Genomic DNA, 15287 nt, shown 5'->3' on the forward strand with positions numbered 1-15287 from the left:
AATACGGCAGTCTGCCGTGCAATACCTGTAAAGCGGAAGGCTTCCGTGCCACTATTTCAGCCGGAGAAAGGGCAAAAACAGGAAGCGAAAGGTGTTCCGGTAGGCGGCTTCGGCCTCCCTGTCCCTTAGCCGGCTGGTCAGTTCATTATGAGATAGCCAGAAATCGGCCACAATAAAGAGTTGCTTTATCAATGCCGGCCAGATCTCATTTTTCAGGTCTGAACGGAAAGTGCCATTCTTTACCAAACGCCTGAAGAGCTTTGTAAGCTCTTTGGTCCTTCTTTCTGTTACTTTTTCGTAATCTTCCCTTATAAAAGGGATCCGTGCAGCAATTTCCACAAAATGCAGAAAAATAAAGCGATACCGGTACATCAGCCGGAAAGACCGGGTGGCCAGCTCCAGAACCGCACCCATATCAACAGGCTCGCAGTCGCCAATCTGTATTATCTCTTTATCAAAACCCGCTGCCAGTTGGCTGTAAAGCGCTATAATGATATCGTTGGTATGCTTAAAATGATAATGAAGGTTACCGGGGCTTATTGAAATACTTGCGGCTATATGCCGGGTGGTTACCACATCGATCCCTTTACTGTTATAAAGCAGCAGCGCGGCCTGTAATATCCGGTTCTTTGTGTCCATTCTTCAAATTTAGAACAAATGCCCTAATATCTGATAATTTAGTACATTTGTTCTAAATTATCAGATCATGAGCAACTCCGCAACACAGGAAGAAAAGCAATCGCTTTACAGGAAACTACGAATAACGGTATTCCCTGTAAAACCTGGAGATCCTTCCCTGGTAAGGCTGGGTAAAAATACAGGGTTCATCGTATTTTTTGTAGTAGCGGCCCTTGTGTCTGTTGCTTTACTGGTTAGCGTAATCCTGGTTTTATAAAAATGAGCAACCTGTCCAAATTTTTATTTACCTGCTACTATTGTTCCTGGCTGATAATTCATTTTTTCCGATGGATTCACCATCCTGTTCCCTGGTTCAATAATTACCTGACGGATCTTGCGGCTGTTCCGCTAATAGCGCATATTGTTTTGTATGTGATCCGGGAATTTGTTGTCCATCATAATCACTATTGCCTTCCGCTATCTTACCTGCTGTTCATTGCCGTGTATACCTCCATTGTATTTGAAGGGATCATGCCAGCCCTTTCAGCCCGTTATACCCGGGATATGGGAGATGTTGCGGCTTACCTCTTTGGAGCGCTTTTCTATTATTTTGTACACCAGCGGAACTTCCGGAGCCCTATCTCATAACCGATGAGCCGTGCCTACGGCACTCAACTTCTGTATACGCTCTTTTCCTCCGGAATAAATTCCGGCGTTGTTTTTATGGAGCAGGTGTATGACCTTCAGAAAGCAAAAACAGAGTCAAATATTCCATGAAGGATCCTTACCGGGGGCGATGTATGAGAGGCATCGCCTCGCTTTACGAACAGATCGCACATTCAGTTCGTGGTATAGTACGGCAGAGCGCCACAGGCCCGGCCCATACGTTAACCACAATGCTTTTTGTCAGAAGATGGTGCAGGATGGTATTGCTGCGTAATACCGGTTTAGGAGCTGTTTAACAGGTGTTTCTTACTGATCCTGTTCCAGTTTTTTTTGGTAGGCCCTGCTTAGCCCATCGACCATGGCTTCATAGCCCTTTTTGTCGGCAAAAGCTAAAGGGTTGTATTTACTGAATGGAGGATGTTTTTTCTGAAGACCGAACTGGCTGGCATGCGAAGCCACCCAAAGATCAAACGACAGTTTTTTCAATGCGCCCAGCGTGTATGCATAATCCTGTGCTATTTCAGGATAAGCGGGCACTGCTGAGAATTTTTTTTCTGTAACAATCGTGGGCATATTTGCAATAAGCACCCGGTAGGTTCTTTCTTCATCCCTGGTGGTGAGCAGGTAGCTACAGGATCCTTGGGTATGACCGGGATGATGCAGCATTGTTAACCGGGTTTCACCCAGAATGATCGTATCTCCATCCTGTAACCGCTTGTCTGCCATAACCGGGGTAAACAGCGCTCCTTTTCCACCAAAAGCATAATCAGAACTGCCTCCGTCAGCCAGCACCGCAGCATCTTTTGCATCTGCCATCAGCTGTGCACCGGTCAGCTTTTTAATGGCCGCCATGGCACCTACATGATCAAAATGTGCCTGGGTGGTCAATAAAATTTTAAGATCCTTCCATTGAAATCCAAGGGTCTTAATATTTTTTTGTATAATCGGTACTGACCCTGGAAGGCCCGTATTAATAAGAATATTTCCTTTTGTGGTTGTAATGAGATAGCAGGCCAGGTCATACGTGCCTACATAATATAAGTTACCCGCAATACGGAACGGAGGATACGGCCTTGACCATTCCGGTGGTGTATCCTGAGGTGGGCGCAGTTTCTGAGACCAGGATGTACCTCCCAACAGAAGCACGCCCAGCAGCAACAGGCACCATCTTGCCAGTAATATACTTTTGGGGAATAACGGATAACGGGTGATGAGGGTCCTGCGGCGATGTGTCATTGCTGTTTTTATTTTTAATCTGCAAATTTCTTCCGAAGGGCATCCAGGCTGGATTGAAAGCTATTTTTTGGCTTACCGTTACCATTTTCCGGCCGGGACCGGTTGCCCCGGACGCCCGGCACTGAGATAGCAGAATCACTATTCTTCATGCTCAATGATATCCTTTTGCGCAGCACGTCTACTTCCAAAACGGTTACTTCCACTTTCTGGTTCAGCTTTACCACCTCATTGGGATCGCTTACAAATTTATTGGAAAGATGTGACACGTGTATCAGGCCGTCCTGCTTTACACCCACATCCACAAAAGCGCCGAAATTGGTAATGTTGGTAATGATACCGGGCACTTTCATTCCGGGTTTCAGGTCTTCTATTGAAGACAAACCTTCGGCAAAGCGAAACTCTTCGATGGCTTCCCGCGGATCACGGCCGGGCTTTTCCAGCTCCTTCAAAATATCTTCAATAGTATACAGTCCCGCTGTTTCAGTTACAAAATCCCTGGCTTTAATTGTTTTTCTCAGCCCGGGTTTTACGATCAGGTCGCTCACCGTGCAATTCAAATGACTGGCCATGGATTCCACAACCGGGTAGCTTTCCGGGTGCACTGCCGAGTTATCCAGCGGGTTGGCAGCATTGGGAATGCGCAAAAAGCCGGCGCATTGCTCATAGGCTTTTGGCCCCAGCATGGATACTTTCAGCAGTTCTCCCCTGCTTTTAAACGCCCCGTTCTTTGTGCGATATTCTACAATATTTTTTGCAGTAGTAGCTGTCAGACCGGAAACATACATCAGCAAATGTTTACTGGCCGTATTTACATCAACGCCTACATAGTTTACACAGCTTTGCACCACATTGTCCAGGCTTTCTTTTAAACGGTTCTGATTTACGTCATGCTGATACTGCCCCACTCCAATGCTTTTTGCATCAATCTTTACCAGCTCGCTCAGTGGGTCCAGCAAACGGCGGCCAATGCTGATGGCGCCCCGCACAGTAACATCTTCCTCCGGAAATTCCTCACGCGCCACTTCGCTTGCGGAATAAATAGAAGCGCCGCTTTCATTTACCATAAATATGGAGATGGGTTTTCCAAAATCAATACTGCGCACCAGCTTCTCCGTTTCCTTACTGGCCGTTCCGTTGCCATAACCAATGGCCTCAATATCATAATGGCGCACCAGGCGTTTAATGGCTTCCGTAGCCCCATGCCAGTCGTTTTGCGGAGGATGCGGAAAAATGGTTTCATATTTCAGGAACGTGCCGCTCTCATCCAGGCAAACCACTTTGCAACCCGTCCTGAAGCCGGGGTCAATCGCCAGCACCCTTTTATGACCCAGCGGCGGCGCAAGCAACAACTGGCGGAGGTTTTCAGCAAACACTTTAATAGCTTCTTCATCGGCAGCCACCTTACTGTTCAAACGGAACTCGGTTTCAATGGCTGGTTTTAACAGCCGGGTATAGGCATCCTCAACTGCCAGCGCTACCTGTTCAGACGCGGCCCCCGACGATGTAACCATTTCTTTTTTTAATGCGCCGATAGCCGTGTCCTTTTCAACTGCAATGTCCATGATCAGGTACCCCTCCTTTTCACCACGGCGTATTGCCAGGATCCTGTGCGAAGGGCATTTGGCTAAAGGCTCTTTAAAATCAAAATAATCCCGGTATTTCTGTGCCTCCGCATCTTCTTTTTTAGAGGTCAGCACCCGGGAAGCAATCACGGCACCCGCACTAAACAGGGAGCGGATCAATGTCCTGGCCTGCTCACTTTCCGCGATCCATTCTGCCATAATATCCCTGGCCCCCTGCAATGCATCTGCAACATCCTTTACCTGTTCATTCACATATCCTGCGGCGGCTGTCTCTACATTTTCATTACCCTGCGCAAACAGCAAGCCAGCAAGAGGTTCCAGCCCTTTTTCTATAGCTACGGAGGCTTTGGTTTTCCGCTTGGGTTTATAAGGCAGGTAAATGTCTTCCAGCTCTGTTGCATTGATGCAATGATCAATACGTTGCTTTAACTCAGGGGTTAGCTTGCCGGCTGCTTCAATTGTTTTCAGAACCGTTTCTTTACGTTTTTCCAGTTCGTCGTAATATTTGATCTTATCAATAACAGCAGTAATCTGCACTTCATCCATATTACCCGTAGCTTCTTTGCGGTAACGGCTGATAAAAGGAATAGTAGCTCCTTCTGCATGTAATTGTTCCACATTGCCTACCTGCTTTACCGGCAGCCCCAGGTCTGTTGCAATTTGCTGTATATACTGACTGTTCATTTTTTTAATAATTGGGGTGCAAATGTAAGCGCACAAACTATAGAAACAAAGCAATGTGCATAAGATTCCTTTTCCTTTACACAGTATATTTTATAAGAAAAGGCGGTGTGCAAATGCCATAAGAAACAGGAGCTACGGCCGGAAGCGGGTGGTGGCAAGCGCCCGGTTGAAAGTGCATTATAAGCAACAGCACACTTGCAAACAACATCCTTTAGCTACTTTTGATTATTTTTACACAGATGGATGCAATGAAGCTCTATATAAAAAACATGGTCTGCAACCGCTGCAAAATGGCGGTAAAGGCAACGCTTGACCGGTTGCATATTCCGGTGGCCGGCATTGAGCTGGGAGAAGTGAAGCTGGAGCGGGTTATAACTCCCGGTGAAAAAGAACAGCTGGAAGCTGACCTGAATGCACTGGGCTTTGAGCTGATTGATGATAAAAAAAGCAGGCTGATTGAAAATATCAAGAAAGAGATCATACAATTGGTGCATCACCAGGATGGTGAACTGAAGACCAATCTTTCAGACTACCTGGGCAGCAGGTTGCATCATGACTATAATTATATGTCGAACCTTTTTTCAGAAGTGGAAGGTACCACTGTTGAAAAATATTTTATCAACCAGAAAATTGAACGGGTCAAGGAGCTGCTGGTTTACGATGAGCTGACTTTAAGCGAAATCGCTTACCAGCTGAACTATTCCAGCGTGGCGCATCTGAGCAACCAGTTCAAAAAAGTAACGGGTTTTACCCCCAGCTATTTTAAGAACATCCGCCATGAAAAGCGAAAGCCACTGGATATGATATAAAGCTGGACGCCCGGCGGCACTTACCGGTCTGCCGCGGGGACCGGTGTTACCATCAACTACAGCATATAAGTAGTATGTCCGCCCGTTTGACCTGCCCGGGTTATTGGCGGACGCTTATCGGTTGAAATACTATGCCCCGGTACTCAATATTGTTATCCTTCTTACAATTGCATTTCTTTTAGAAGACCGGGAGCAGCATCGCATCATCCGGACTTTTTGAATGTTTTTGCACGTTTTCCGAGAGCAGGCGCCGCAAATTGAAAACCCGGCATGGCGATCTATTTACACTCAGCCTTAATTGGAATCTGTCATTAACAGCACTCATAAAAGCGTTGCCTTTAAGTTCATTCGGATGACAAGTTTTTTTTAATCGTCATCCCGACTTGTTAATTAGGGATCAAAATTAATGAGTAATGACAAGTGGTATCTTTGAAAGAAGCAGGTTACAGCAGCGTAGCCGTCGTATCGATTAGTGTTTTGTACCTCCTGTCGACACTTGCTTCAAAGAATGGTGCATTAATGTTTGGTGATACTGTTTGCAGCAGCATTCCCGTTTGGCACATTGCTTTTTTATTGAACCTCTTTGAGCTGTAACCTGCTTTTTTTAATTAATACTTAAAAAAGTAGTTATGTCAAATTTAGTCAGTTTTGAACAACACAATGCGTGTGCAGCCGCTATTGATATCGGCTCAAAGAAAATCTTCGTTTCCTGTGATGGGATTACGGTTAAAAGTTACGATACTTTTACGTTTAGCTATCGTAAGTGTATTGAAGATCTTAGGAGCCAGCAGGTGAAAAATGTATGTATGGAGGCTACAGGCGTCTACTGGATTGCGCTACATGAGCTGCTGGAGCAAGCCGGTTTCTGTGTATGCCTGGTAAATCCCAAAGAGGTAAAGCAGGTAAAAGGTCGGAAGACGGATGTAGCCGATGCCTGTTGGATGCAGAAAATGTTTAGTGCAGGATTGGTACGGCAAAGCTATATACCGGCCGGTAGATTGAAAGAACTCCGGATGCTAATGCGGGAGCGGGAAGATATTATCAGTATGGGCAGCAGTTATGTAAATAAAATGCAGAAGGCATTAGAGTTGATGAACATCAAATTGACGGAGGTTATTTCTCAGATTACTGGTGTCAGTGGTATCCGTATGATAGAGGCGATCCTTAGAGGGGAAAGGGACGGAAAGGTATTATTAAGCCTGTGTCACAAAAGTATAAAAGATAAAAAGGCAGACGAGGTATTGATGGCCTTAGAAGGCAACTACAATGAAAGCTGGCTGTTCTTGTTGGAACAGAACCTCAAGCTTTGGAAAATTCATGAGCAGCAAATACTCATAGTAGATCAGCGTATGGAAGTGTTGCTTTCTTTTCTGGAGCAAGGTAGTTCATTTGTAGCGCCGGTACATAAGGAGAAGCCCGTACGCCATCATAAGCCAATGATTAAGGATTTAAATCAAAAATTGCTCAATATATACGGTGTAGATGCGGGCTGTCTGCCGGGAGTAACCAACTATTCTATGTTGAAGCTGCTGGGAGAAACAGGTACCGATCTGAGTAGATTTCCTACGGAAAAGCATTATGTAAGCTGGTGCGGGCTTTCCCCTGGTCATAACCAAAGCGGCAGCCGCAGCAGGAAAGCAAAAATGAAAAACAGTTCCAGAGTGGGCCAGATATTCAGGGAGATCGCACAATCGCTGCTCAATAGCAAACATATAGCCATTGGAACATTTATACGCAGAATACGCACCAGGAAAGGTCCCGCAATTGCAATAAAAGCAGGAGCCAGAAAAATTGCTATTGCATTTTATAACTTACTGACTAAAGGGACAGCTTATTTAGAACAAGGAGCTGCTAAATATGAACAGCAATTAAAGCAACGCGAGCAACAGTATTTATTGAAACTGGCTACAAAACACAACTTGAAATTAGTTGAAATATAGTGCATTACATATCTTGTCATTGGCACCGAACCTGCTTTCAGCGGGTGCGCAGAGGGATCTCATCTGTTACAGAGATCTCTCCGCTCGTTCTCCGAACTCGGTCGGGACGACGATCTTGTATATTATTGGCTTTCAATACAATAACACACTTGTCATGAACAGCCTGACGAAGGATGATCCGGCTTCGCCAAGGGTAACATTTTGCTTATGCTGACTATTAATACTTTAAGAACTTGTCATGAACAGTCCGACGAATTATGAGCAGCAATAAACATCACTTCCGTCCGGACGATATATTCCCAGAGCTTCCGACGGAACGCCGGAAGGTGTTTTAAAATGAATGCATAAGCTCATCAGCAGTATAAAACCGATCAGCCTCTATTTGATGATGGCAGTAAGTGCGCCGCTGGGACATCTGTGAACCTGTTCCATTATACGCTCTGCAGATGCGCCATCTGCGTTGACCCATTTCCTCACCTTTGGGTCAAACACAGCCGGCAGCTCTTTCCAGCAACGGGTTGAATGCTGACAAAGTTCCGGCTTCCATACAACCGTTATCTGATCATTGCTGTACAGGATGCTCTTTGCTGTTGCTCCATCTTTTTTCATAAATGTGCGTACCTGAACATTATTTTCCAGGATCCTGGAAATGGGACAGGCTTTCGCAATTTCCTGCAAACGCTCTTTTTGCTCATCGGGTATTACTTCAGGAAAATAAATATCGCGATCAATTACCGTAACGGTTGTACCTTCTTTTATTTCCTGGTACATATTTACATTTACCCTTATCTCAGGAATATTCCATTCCTTACGCTCAATATACATTTTCAGCGTGATCAGGGTACAGGAAGCCAGGGAAGAGAGCAGCAAGGTGTACGGGTCGGCGCCTTTGTCCTGCCCGCCCTTTGAAACCGGCTCATCAGCTATAAAACTTCCATTCCGCCATGTAATATGGCATTGATAATTTGCGGTGCCTATTCCGGCGTTCACCGGTTTTTCCAATTTATATTTCATACCTGTGTTTTATATGGATGATTCAATAGTACAAATCTACCCGCTTTTAATCTTAACCTGGTTAACCTGGATTAACTATACTATAGCCCGCTTCAGATTTCCGGGCTCAGCAATGCCGGTCACAGCAGAAAACCCGGGGCTGAACGCAGAGAAACAGGAGCCGTCTTTTCCGCCGGTCGTTTACCGGTAAATCCTGTAAAAAAAACTCTGAATCCTGTAATGATCCGGCTTAAAACAGCACGGAACTTTGTAAAACACCTGTTTAAACAATTTTATATGGCAACAGATATAATTAATACAATAGCCATTCCGCTGGAAGGCATTAAAAATGAGCGCAGTGCTCTGGCTGTTGATGACAGCCTTGACTTAATAGCAGGTATCGCATCTCATAAGGTGTTACCGGATCGCCGAACGGCGCTCATCACTACAGCCGATAATGCCGCCGTATCAAAAGCAGTGCACAAGATCCGCCACCTGGGCTATACGGTTCCTGCCGCTCAGCAAAGGATCCCGGTGCTCGAAATGACCTGTGCTTCCTGTGCGGTCAGTGTGGAAAGCACCCTTAAATCCCTTCCGGGGGTTATTAATGCATCTGTCAACTTTGCCACTGCTATTGTTACTGTAGAATACCTGCCTGATGTGATCCATACAGCCACGATGAAGCAAGCCGTACAATCCATCGGCTATGACCTGCTGATTGAAGATGCAGGCAATAGCGATGCAACGATGGAAGCCATCCGGGAAAAGCAATTCCATACGCTCAGAAATAAAACCATCTGGGCGGGTACTCTTACGGTGCCCCTGGTAGTAATCAGCATGTTCTATATGAGCCTGCCTTATGCCGATTTTATTATGTGGGCGCTTGCAACCCCAGTAGTGCTTTACCTGGGCAAAGACTTTTTTATCAACGCGTGGAAGCAGGCAACGCACCGTTCTGCCAATATGGACACACTGGTTGCCATGGGCGCAGGTACCGCCTATTTGTTCAGTATATTCAATACTCTGTTCCCCTCTTTCTGGACAGCACGCGGAGCAGAAGGGCATGTTTATTTTGAAGCGGCCGCGGTGATCATCTCTTTTATCCTGCTGGGTAAATTGCTGGAAGAAAAAGCAAAAGGAAACACCTCTACAGCTATCCGTAAACTAATGAGTTTACAGCCCAAAACAGTTACACTGGTTAAGGAAAACAACGAGCAGGAAACTGTTCCTGTTGAGCAGGTAAATAAAGGGGATGTGCTGCTGGTAAGACCCGGTGAGCAGATCGCTGTTGACGGGCTGGTGATCAGCGGTTCGTCTTATGTTGATGAGAGCATGCTGACCGGAGAGCCTGTTCCGGTTGCAAAAAAGGAAAAAGAGCACGTATTTGCGGGCACTATTAATCAAAAGGGCAGCTTTCAGTTCAAAGCAGAAAAGGTGGGCGCGGAAACCCTGCTTTCCCAGATCATCCGCCGCGTACAGGAGGCTCAGGGAAGCAAAGCCCCGGTGCAAAAACAGGTTGACCGTATTGCGGGCATCTTTGTTCCTGTAGTTATAGTAATTGCGCTGCTCTCCCTGACCGCATGGGCATTTCTGAGCGGGGCAAACGGATTTACACAGGGTTTGCTGGCATTTGCTACCGTGCTGGTGATTGCATGCCCCTGCGCGTTAGGACTGGCAACGCCAACAGCTATTATGGTGGGTATTGGAAAAGCAGCAGAAAAAGGCATACTGATAAAGGATGCTGTAAGCCTGGAGCTGGCTAAAAAAACAACTGCTGTTGTGCTTGATAAAACCGGCACTATCACTGAAGGGCAACCGGTAGTGACCGGCTCGCTATGGTCTGAAGAGCATGCGTTCCCCCAACAGGTGCTTTACAGCATTGAAAAACAATCGGAGCACCCGCTGGCAGCAGCCGTTGTAAAGCATTTTGACGGAGCACCTACTACCCCGGTCAGTCATTTTGAAAGCATTACCGGCCGGGGCGTTAAAGCGCAGGTGGATGCCACTGTTTATTATGTGGGCAATAAACAACTGTTACTGGAAAACAATGTGCCGATACCCGATCGCTTTCTTAAAAAAGCGGAAGAATGGAGCTTTGCCTCCCAAACCGTTATCTGGTTTGCCAATGAGAGCAGTACCCTGGCAATTTTTGCCATTGCTGATAAGATCAAAGACACTTCCGCTTCTGCTATCAGGCAACTGACAAAAGCAGGTATTGCTGTCTATATGCTTACAGGCGACAATGCCGCAACGGCAAAAGCCATTGCAGCACAGGCCGGCATTCCCTTTTACCAGGCAGAGGTAATGCCAGAGCAAAAAGCAGCCTTTGTAAAAAAATTGCAGGAAGAAGGAAAAGTGGTTGCCATGGCAGGCGATGGTATTAATGACAGCGCGGCGCTTTCCCAGGCAACGGTAAGCATTGCAATGGGTAAGGGAAGCGATATTGCGATGGACGTAGCCCATATTACCCTCATTACTTCCGATCTGAATAAAATACCCGAAGCCATCCGGCTATCGCAACAAACCGTTGCCACCATCCGCCAGAATCTTTTCTGGGCCTTTATTTATAACGTGATCAGTATTCCGGTGGCGGCTGGTATCCTTTACCCGGTTAACGGGTTTCTTTTAAACCCGATGATCGCCGGGGCCGCTATGGCGCTCAGCAGTGTAAGCGTGGTAAGCAGCAGCCTGCTGCTGAAGTGGAAAAAATAATCAACTGTTTTATAAGATCATTTGTACGGTCTTAAAATTTAACAGGTTATTTACCTGCAAAGTGTTTTATAATGACGGTAAACTTTGGTAAAATGCCTTTTCTGCTTTATTTTCACGTAATAAATCAGTAAAAAAAATGGAAGACAATTATTCAAGAAGCACACCGGAAAGTATTTTTTCAAGACAGGAAGCCGTGGGTTCAAGGTCAAAATCTTTTTTGGCAAATGTATTTACCTATATGTTTGTGGCTCTGGGCATTACTGCCGTTGTTGCTTATTTTTTTGCAGCCAATGCAGAACAATTATTAGCACCAATTGTTTCTAACAAGCTATTGTTTTATGTAGTGGTTTTTGCTCCTTTGGGGTTTGTATTATTGATGTCGTTCGCCTTTAACCGGCTTTCTGCGCCTGTATTAATGATGTTATTATTACTTTATTCAGCACTCAATGGCATCACTTTTAGTTTTATTTTCCTCCAGTATACGTCCAGCTCCGTATTCGGCTGTTTTCTTACTGCAGCGTTAATGTTTGGAATCATGGCGGTAATGGGATATACTACCAAACAGGACCTTACATCAATGGGCCGTATTATGATGATGGGGCTCATCGGCATCATCATCGCAATGATCGTTAACTGGTTTTTAAAGAGCGACTCACTGGGTTATATTATCAGCTTTATCGGGGTAATCGTATTTACCGGTTTAACCGCCTATGATGTTCAGAAACTGAAAAGGATTGGAGAGGGCATTGATGAAGAAGGAAATATTATGGGCAGCGATGTAAAGAAGCTGGCAATTATGGGCGCGCTAAGCCTGTACCTTGATTTTATCAATCTCTTCCTGATGTTATTACGCTTATTCGGAAGAAGGAATTAAATTATGTTATAAAATATTTTCAGAGCCGGTTTGCTGCCGGCTCTTTTATTTTACAGACTATGGATCTTCAGCAACAATTATCTGCTTCCATTACCAAAGAGCAGGTTATGGCAATCGTAAACTGGGTGGGGGACAGCCGGGAACGGTTTGATGAACTGTTCCGGATCTTTACAACAAGTCCTTACCGCATTGTTCAGCGGGCGGCATGGCCCATGAGCTATTGCGTGATCCGGCATCCGTCCCTGATTGCCCCACATTACACCACCCTCCTCCGGTTGCTGGATGATGCGGCACAGCCTCCTGCTGTAAAAAGGAATATTTTAAGACTGCTGGATCAGGGAGCGGCAATACCCAAGAAATTTCACGGGCGCATTATGGATATTTGTTTCAGGAATCTTGAAGACCCCACTGGGGCCATTGCTGCAAAAGCCTTCTCAATTGGTGTTCTTTCCAAACTTTCTGATCTTTACCCGGAAATACTGCCTGAATTAAAAACAACAGCAGAGCTTCTGCTGCCTCATGCGTCTCCCGGTGTTAAAAGCAGGGCACTGAAAGTGCTGAAGAAAAAAAGAGGTCAATGATTACCGCGCTCTTCCTCTCCGGATCTGAACGGTAAAAGACTGGCCGGCGGAAAAATAAACAGGCTGGTTCAGACCGGTTGCATAATTGCGAAAACGGGGAACACTTATCCGTATTTCGCTGCCGTCAGCCGCAATAACACTACGCACCACAAAGCCTATTACAGCTTTTTTCCGGTTTCCGGAAGGCACCACATCCACAATTTTACCGATTGCCAAAGCGCCTTTTTTTATGAGCACGCCTTCCTCATCTGAAACATCACCAGCAACGCGCAACCGGATTTCCTTCCCATCCTTTGAGCGATCTTCGGAGCTTAGCGGCTCCCGGAGCACTACTGTTAAAACCGCTCCATTGGTCACCCTGCCGGGCCGGTGCCTGCGCAATCGCTCCATGCCGGAAACTGCTGCTTCTTTATTGATATCATCCCCGCTTATGGCATCGCCCAGCTCTGGTGGGGCTGCCGGAACAGGATTTTCTTTTTTTTCGGGTTCTTTTACAGGCGCTTCTTTCTTGCCGGCAGTTTTAGAAGCTGCAATCATTTCTTTTTTTTTTGAAATGCGCTCCAGCATTTCATTAGGCGTTTCATTAAATTGGATGGTGTCCGTGATCCTGTTAACCAGCTCAGACCTTAAGGCACTATCCGGGCTACCGGTCATTGCCGCCGGCTGCCAGTATTGATCATTCTTTTTTTGCATCGCCTGCTTATGCAGTTCCCCGCCGGGGCCCACGCGGCTCCGCCAGATCAGCAGGAAACTGATGATCAGGGAAAACAATAATACCATAACAGGCCATAAATTATTCATACGGACGGCCTTCAGACTGTCCGAGATTTTTTTCCTGAGCTGACCTGATAATTGCTGTACCGGTAAAACATTCTGTTTTTTCTTCTCAGGCTGATCTTTGAATGGTCTTAACAGCCCCGTCAATTGTGCCCGTTTTACCGGCTCTTTGCTGCTTTTTAAAATAGCCTGTTTAAATTCCGTGGCAGATAAAAAACGCTTATCTGCAGACCGTTTCAGTGATCTTAAAATAGCTTTTTGCAGGTCAGCAGGAACTGGTATGTGCAGGGAAGACAATGTTGCCGGTGTTTTTTCCAGCTTTGTCTTCATCATTTCAAAATCCGGCTGCCGCTCAAATGGCGGTCTGCCGCTTACCAGCTCATAAAAGATGCTGCCAACGGCATAGATATCAGAACGTTCATCGCCTTCCTGGCCTCTGATCTGCTCAGGCGCCATATATTGCAGTGTACCGATCGTTTTTCCATGGCTGGTCAGCCGTTCTGCATTCCGGATGCGGGCGATGCCAAAATCCGTGATTTTTACTTCTCTGCCCTCACTGATCAGGATATTGGCAGGTTTTACATCCCGGTGAATAATACCTTTCTGATGCGCGTGGGCCAAGCCCTCCAGCACCTGAGCAATAATGGCTACAGCCATTTCATACGGCATTCTTTTATACTCCTGCAGCCAGTCTTCCAGTGTGCGGCCTTTCACATATTCCATTACCATCCAGTAATGTTCTTTATGTGGTAGCCATGAATAAATATGGGTGATATTTTTATGGTTGAGCTTTGCCAGGGCAATGGCCTCCTGCTGAAAACGCCGGGCAGTACCGGCACCCGAACCCAGTGCAGCATCCCTTAGTTCCTTGATGGCCACCAGGCGATCCAGCATCCTGTCCTTTGCAAGGTATACAATGCCCATCCCCCCTTCGCCCAGCTTTTTAATAATTTTATATTGATCTGTTGACATGTTCATACCCGGGCTGTTAATTCTTTTGTATTGGCAATTTCATTTGCCTGAAGCTGCTTAAAATGCAGCAGCACCGCTGTAAAATTGTCAGCCGCTTTTCTTTTATACGCCAGGGCCGACAGGCTTTCCAGGGCAAAATGAAGGTCTGCTATTTCCATAAGGGCCTGTATTTCCCGGTTGTTTAAAACATTATAAACCCCATCAGAACAAAGGAGGAAACAGTCGCCCGGCTGAACAGCAATGCCCTTCCTGAGGAGCTGTGGTACCAGTTTCATATCACTGCCCAGGGCCTGCACCAGCATGTTCTTCATTTCATAATCTTCTTTTTCCTGTTCTGTGATCGTTCCTTTTTTAAATAGCTCATTAACGATGGTCTGGTCTTCGGTAAGCTGGTACAACCGGCTGTCTTCCACATGCCCGGCATACAGCACCCTACAACAATGACCGCACAGGTAAGGGAGCACCCCATGCCTTTTTTATATTCATCCTTTTCACCAGCCTTCTTTATGGCCGCATGCGCGCTGATCATCGCCCTTTCGATGTGCTCCGGATAGCCGGCCCCTGCAGCAGGCAATGTGCTTTGAAGCTGTTCTGCAACCACTGCACAGGCCATCTTACTGGCTACTTCACCGGCATTATGCCCCCCATGCCATCGGCAACCATTGCCAACAGGGTTCCGTTATGCGCAGGAAAACGGATCAGCAGATAGGTATCTTCATTATTGGTCCGCAACGGCCCTTTGTCTGAAATGGCTATAGCATCGCAAACGACCGGAAGCTCAGGAAGCGCTGCTGTTCCTGCTGGTATATTGTTTTTCCTGAAAAACATAAACGGATATGCTC

General features: G+C 46.2%; 14 protein-coding genes. 7 read left to right on the top strand and 7 right to left on the bottom strand.

Translation table 11 applies throughout. From position 1 onward, the window contains the following. Nucleotides 1–51 precede the first annotated feature (51 nt). Complete coding sequence (locus A8C56_RS10790; RefSeq protein ID WP_067755645.1) at nt 52–639, bottom strand: TetR/AcrR family transcriptional regulator; 588 nt, start codon at nt 637–639, stop codon at nt 52–54. A gap of 67 nt (nt 640–706) precedes the next feature. Between A8C56_RS10790 and A8C56_RS10795 the strand changes: the two genes are divergently transcribed. Beyond that, nucleotides 707–895: a hypothetical protein gene (locus A8C56_RS10795; RefSeq protein WP_067755649.1), complete on the top strand. Its 189-nt coding sequence runs from the start codon at nt 707–709 to the stop codon at nt 893–895. Nucleotides 896–897: 2 nt separating this feature from the next. Then, nucleotides 898–1266 (top strand): hypothetical protein, encoded by a 369-nt coding sequence (locus tag A8C56_RS10800; protein WP_067755652.1) that lies wholly within the window; start codon nt 898–900, stop codon nt 1264–1266. A 324-nt stretch (nt 1267–1590) separates the two neighbouring features. Here A8C56_RS10800 and bla read toward each other — a convergent pair whose 3' ends face one another. Together bla and A8C56_RS10810 are read right to left on the bottom strand one after the other, a co-directional pair. Then, nucleotides 1591–2520, bottom strand: coding sequence for a subclass B3 metallo-beta-lactamase (bla, locus tag A8C56_RS10805; RefSeq protein ID WP_071609334.1), 930 nt, complete (start codon nt 2518–2520; stop codon nt 1591–1593). Nucleotides 2521–2534: 14 nt separating this feature from the next. Continuing rightward, entirely contained in the window at nt 2535–4787 is a 2253-nt protein-coding gene (locus tag A8C56_RS10810) for a Tex family protein (RefSeq protein ID WP_067755656.1), read from the bottom strand. A gap of 248 nt (nt 4788–5035) precedes the next feature. Here A8C56_RS10810 and A8C56_RS10815 point away from each other — a divergent pair, with 248 nt between their 5' ends. Together A8C56_RS10815 and A8C56_RS10820 are read left to right on the top strand one after the other, a co-directional pair. Continuing rightward, nucleotides 5036–5596 (top strand): helix-turn-helix domain-containing protein, encoded by a 561-nt coding sequence (locus tag A8C56_RS10815; protein ID WP_179946963.1) that lies wholly within the window; start codon nt 5036–5038, stop codon nt 5594–5596. A 629-nt stretch (nt 5597–6225) separates the two neighbouring features. Then, nucleotides 6226–7536 carry an IS110 family RNA-guided transposase gene (locus tag A8C56_RS10820; protein WP_071609335.1) on the top strand — a complete coding sequence of 437 codons (1311 nt, stop codon included), beginning with the start codon at nt 6226–6228 and terminating at the stop codon, nt 7534–7536. Between the two features lie 378 nt (nt 7537–7914). On the opposite strand, the gene A8C56_RS10825 is transcribed toward A8C56_RS10820, so the two are convergent. Continuing rightward, nucleotides 7915–8550 (bottom strand): (4Fe-4S)-binding protein, encoded by a 636-nt coding sequence (locus A8C56_RS10825; RefSeq protein WP_067755662.1) that lies wholly within the window; start codon nt 8548–8550, stop codon nt 7915–7917. A gap of 276 nt (nt 8551–8826) precedes the next feature. On the opposite strand from A8C56_RS10825, the gene A8C56_RS10830 reads away from it, so the two are divergent. The 3 genes from A8C56_RS10830 (at nt 8827) to A8C56_RS10840 (ending at nt 12696) form a co-directional block, all read left to right on the top strand. After that, the gene (locus tag A8C56_RS10830; protein WP_067761888.1) at nt 8827–11241 is read left to right on the top strand and encodes a heavy metal translocating P-type ATPase; all 2415 of its coding nucleotides are present in this window, start codon (nt 8827–8829) and stop codon (nt 11239–11241) included. A gap of 136 nt (nt 11242–11377) precedes the next feature. Next, nucleotides 11378–12115: a Bax inhibitor-1/YccA family protein gene (locus A8C56_RS10835; protein WP_067755665.1), complete on the top strand. Its 738-nt coding sequence runs from the start codon at nt 11378–11380 to the stop codon at nt 12113–12115. Between the two features lie 59 nt (nt 12116–12174). Continuing rightward, nucleotides 12175–12696, top strand: a complete 522-nt coding sequence (locus tag A8C56_RS10840) for a hypothetical protein (protein WP_067755668.1) — start codon at nt 12175–12177, stop codon at nt 12694–12696. Here the strand turns inward: A8C56_RS10840 and A8C56_RS10845 are convergent, their stop codons facing one another. From A8C56_RS10845 to A8C56_RS10860, 3 genes are all read right to left on the bottom strand, one after another. Then, complete coding sequence (locus tag A8C56_RS10845) at nt 12697–14451, bottom strand: serine/threonine-protein kinase (protein ID WP_084490159.1); 1755 nt, start codon at nt 14449–14451, stop codon at nt 12697–12699. Continuing rightward, entirely contained in the window at nt 14448–14909 is a 462-nt protein-coding gene (locus A8C56_RS10850) for a PP2C family protein-serine/threonine phosphatase (protein ID WP_157097949.1), read from the bottom strand. Before A8C56_RS10850 ends, A8C56_RS10845 begins: the two co-directional genes overlap by 4 nt. 157 nt (nt 14910–15066) lie before the next feature. Beyond that, the gene (locus tag A8C56_RS10860) at nt 15067–15273 is read right to left on the bottom strand and encodes a hypothetical protein (RefSeq protein WP_067755679.1); all 207 of its coding nucleotides are present in this window, start codon (nt 15271–15273) and stop codon (nt 15067–15069) included. Nucleotides 15274–15287: the final 14 nt, after the last annotated feature.

This window comes from Niabella ginsenosidivorans (genome assembly GCF_001654455.1).
GTDB classification, from domain to species: Bacteria; Bacteroidota; Bacteroidia; order Chitinophagales; family Chitinophagaceae; genus Niabella; species Niabella ginsenosidivorans.

Coding starts and splice junctions, on each gene's coding strand:
- A8C56_RS10790 (WP_067755645.1), bottom strand. CDS start 639: ATGGACACAAAGAACCGGATATTACAGGCCGCGCTGCTGCTTTATAAC.
- A8C56_RS10795 (WP_067755649.1), top strand. CDS start 707: ATGAGCAACTCCGCAACACAGGAAGAAAAGCAATCGCTTTACAGGAAA.
- A8C56_RS10800 (WP_067755652.1), top strand. CDS start 898: ATGAGCAACCTGTCCAAATTTTTATTTACCTGCTACTATTGTTCCTGG.
- bla (WP_071609334.1), bottom strand. CDS start 2,520: ATGACACATCGCCGCAGGACCCTCATCACCCGTTATCCGTTATTCCCC.
- A8C56_RS10810 (WP_067755656.1), bottom strand. CDS start 4,787: ATGAACAGTCAGTATATACAGCAAATTGCAACAGACCTGGGGCTGCCG.
- A8C56_RS10815 (WP_179946963.1), top strand. CDS start 5,036: ATGAAGCTCTATATAAAAAACATGGTCTGCAACCGCTGCAAAATGGCG.
- A8C56_RS10820 (WP_071609335.1), top strand. CDS start 6,226: ATGTCAAATTTAGTCAGTTTTGAACAACACAATGCGTGTGCAGCCGCT.
- A8C56_RS10825 (WP_067755662.1), bottom strand. CDS start 8,550: ATGAAATATAAATTGGAAAAACCGGTGAACGCCGGAATAGGCACCGCA.
- A8C56_RS10830 (WP_067761888.1), top strand. CDS start 8,827: ATGGCAACAGATATAATTAATACAATAGCCATTCCGCTGGAAGGCATT.
- A8C56_RS10835 (WP_067755665.1), top strand. CDS start 11,378: ATGGAAGACAATTATTCAAGAAGCACACCGGAAAGTATTTTTTCAAGA.
- A8C56_RS10840 (WP_067755668.1), top strand. CDS start 12,175: ATGGATCTTCAGCAACAATTATCTGCTTCCATTACCAAAGAGCAGGTT.
- A8C56_RS10845 (WP_084490159.1), bottom strand. CDS start 14,451: ATGAACATGTCAACAGATCAATATAAAATTATTAAAAAGCTGGGCGAA.
- A8C56_RS10860 (WP_067755679.1), bottom strand. CDS start 15,273: ATGTTTTTCAGGAAAAACAATATACCAGCAGGAACAGCAGCGCTTCCT.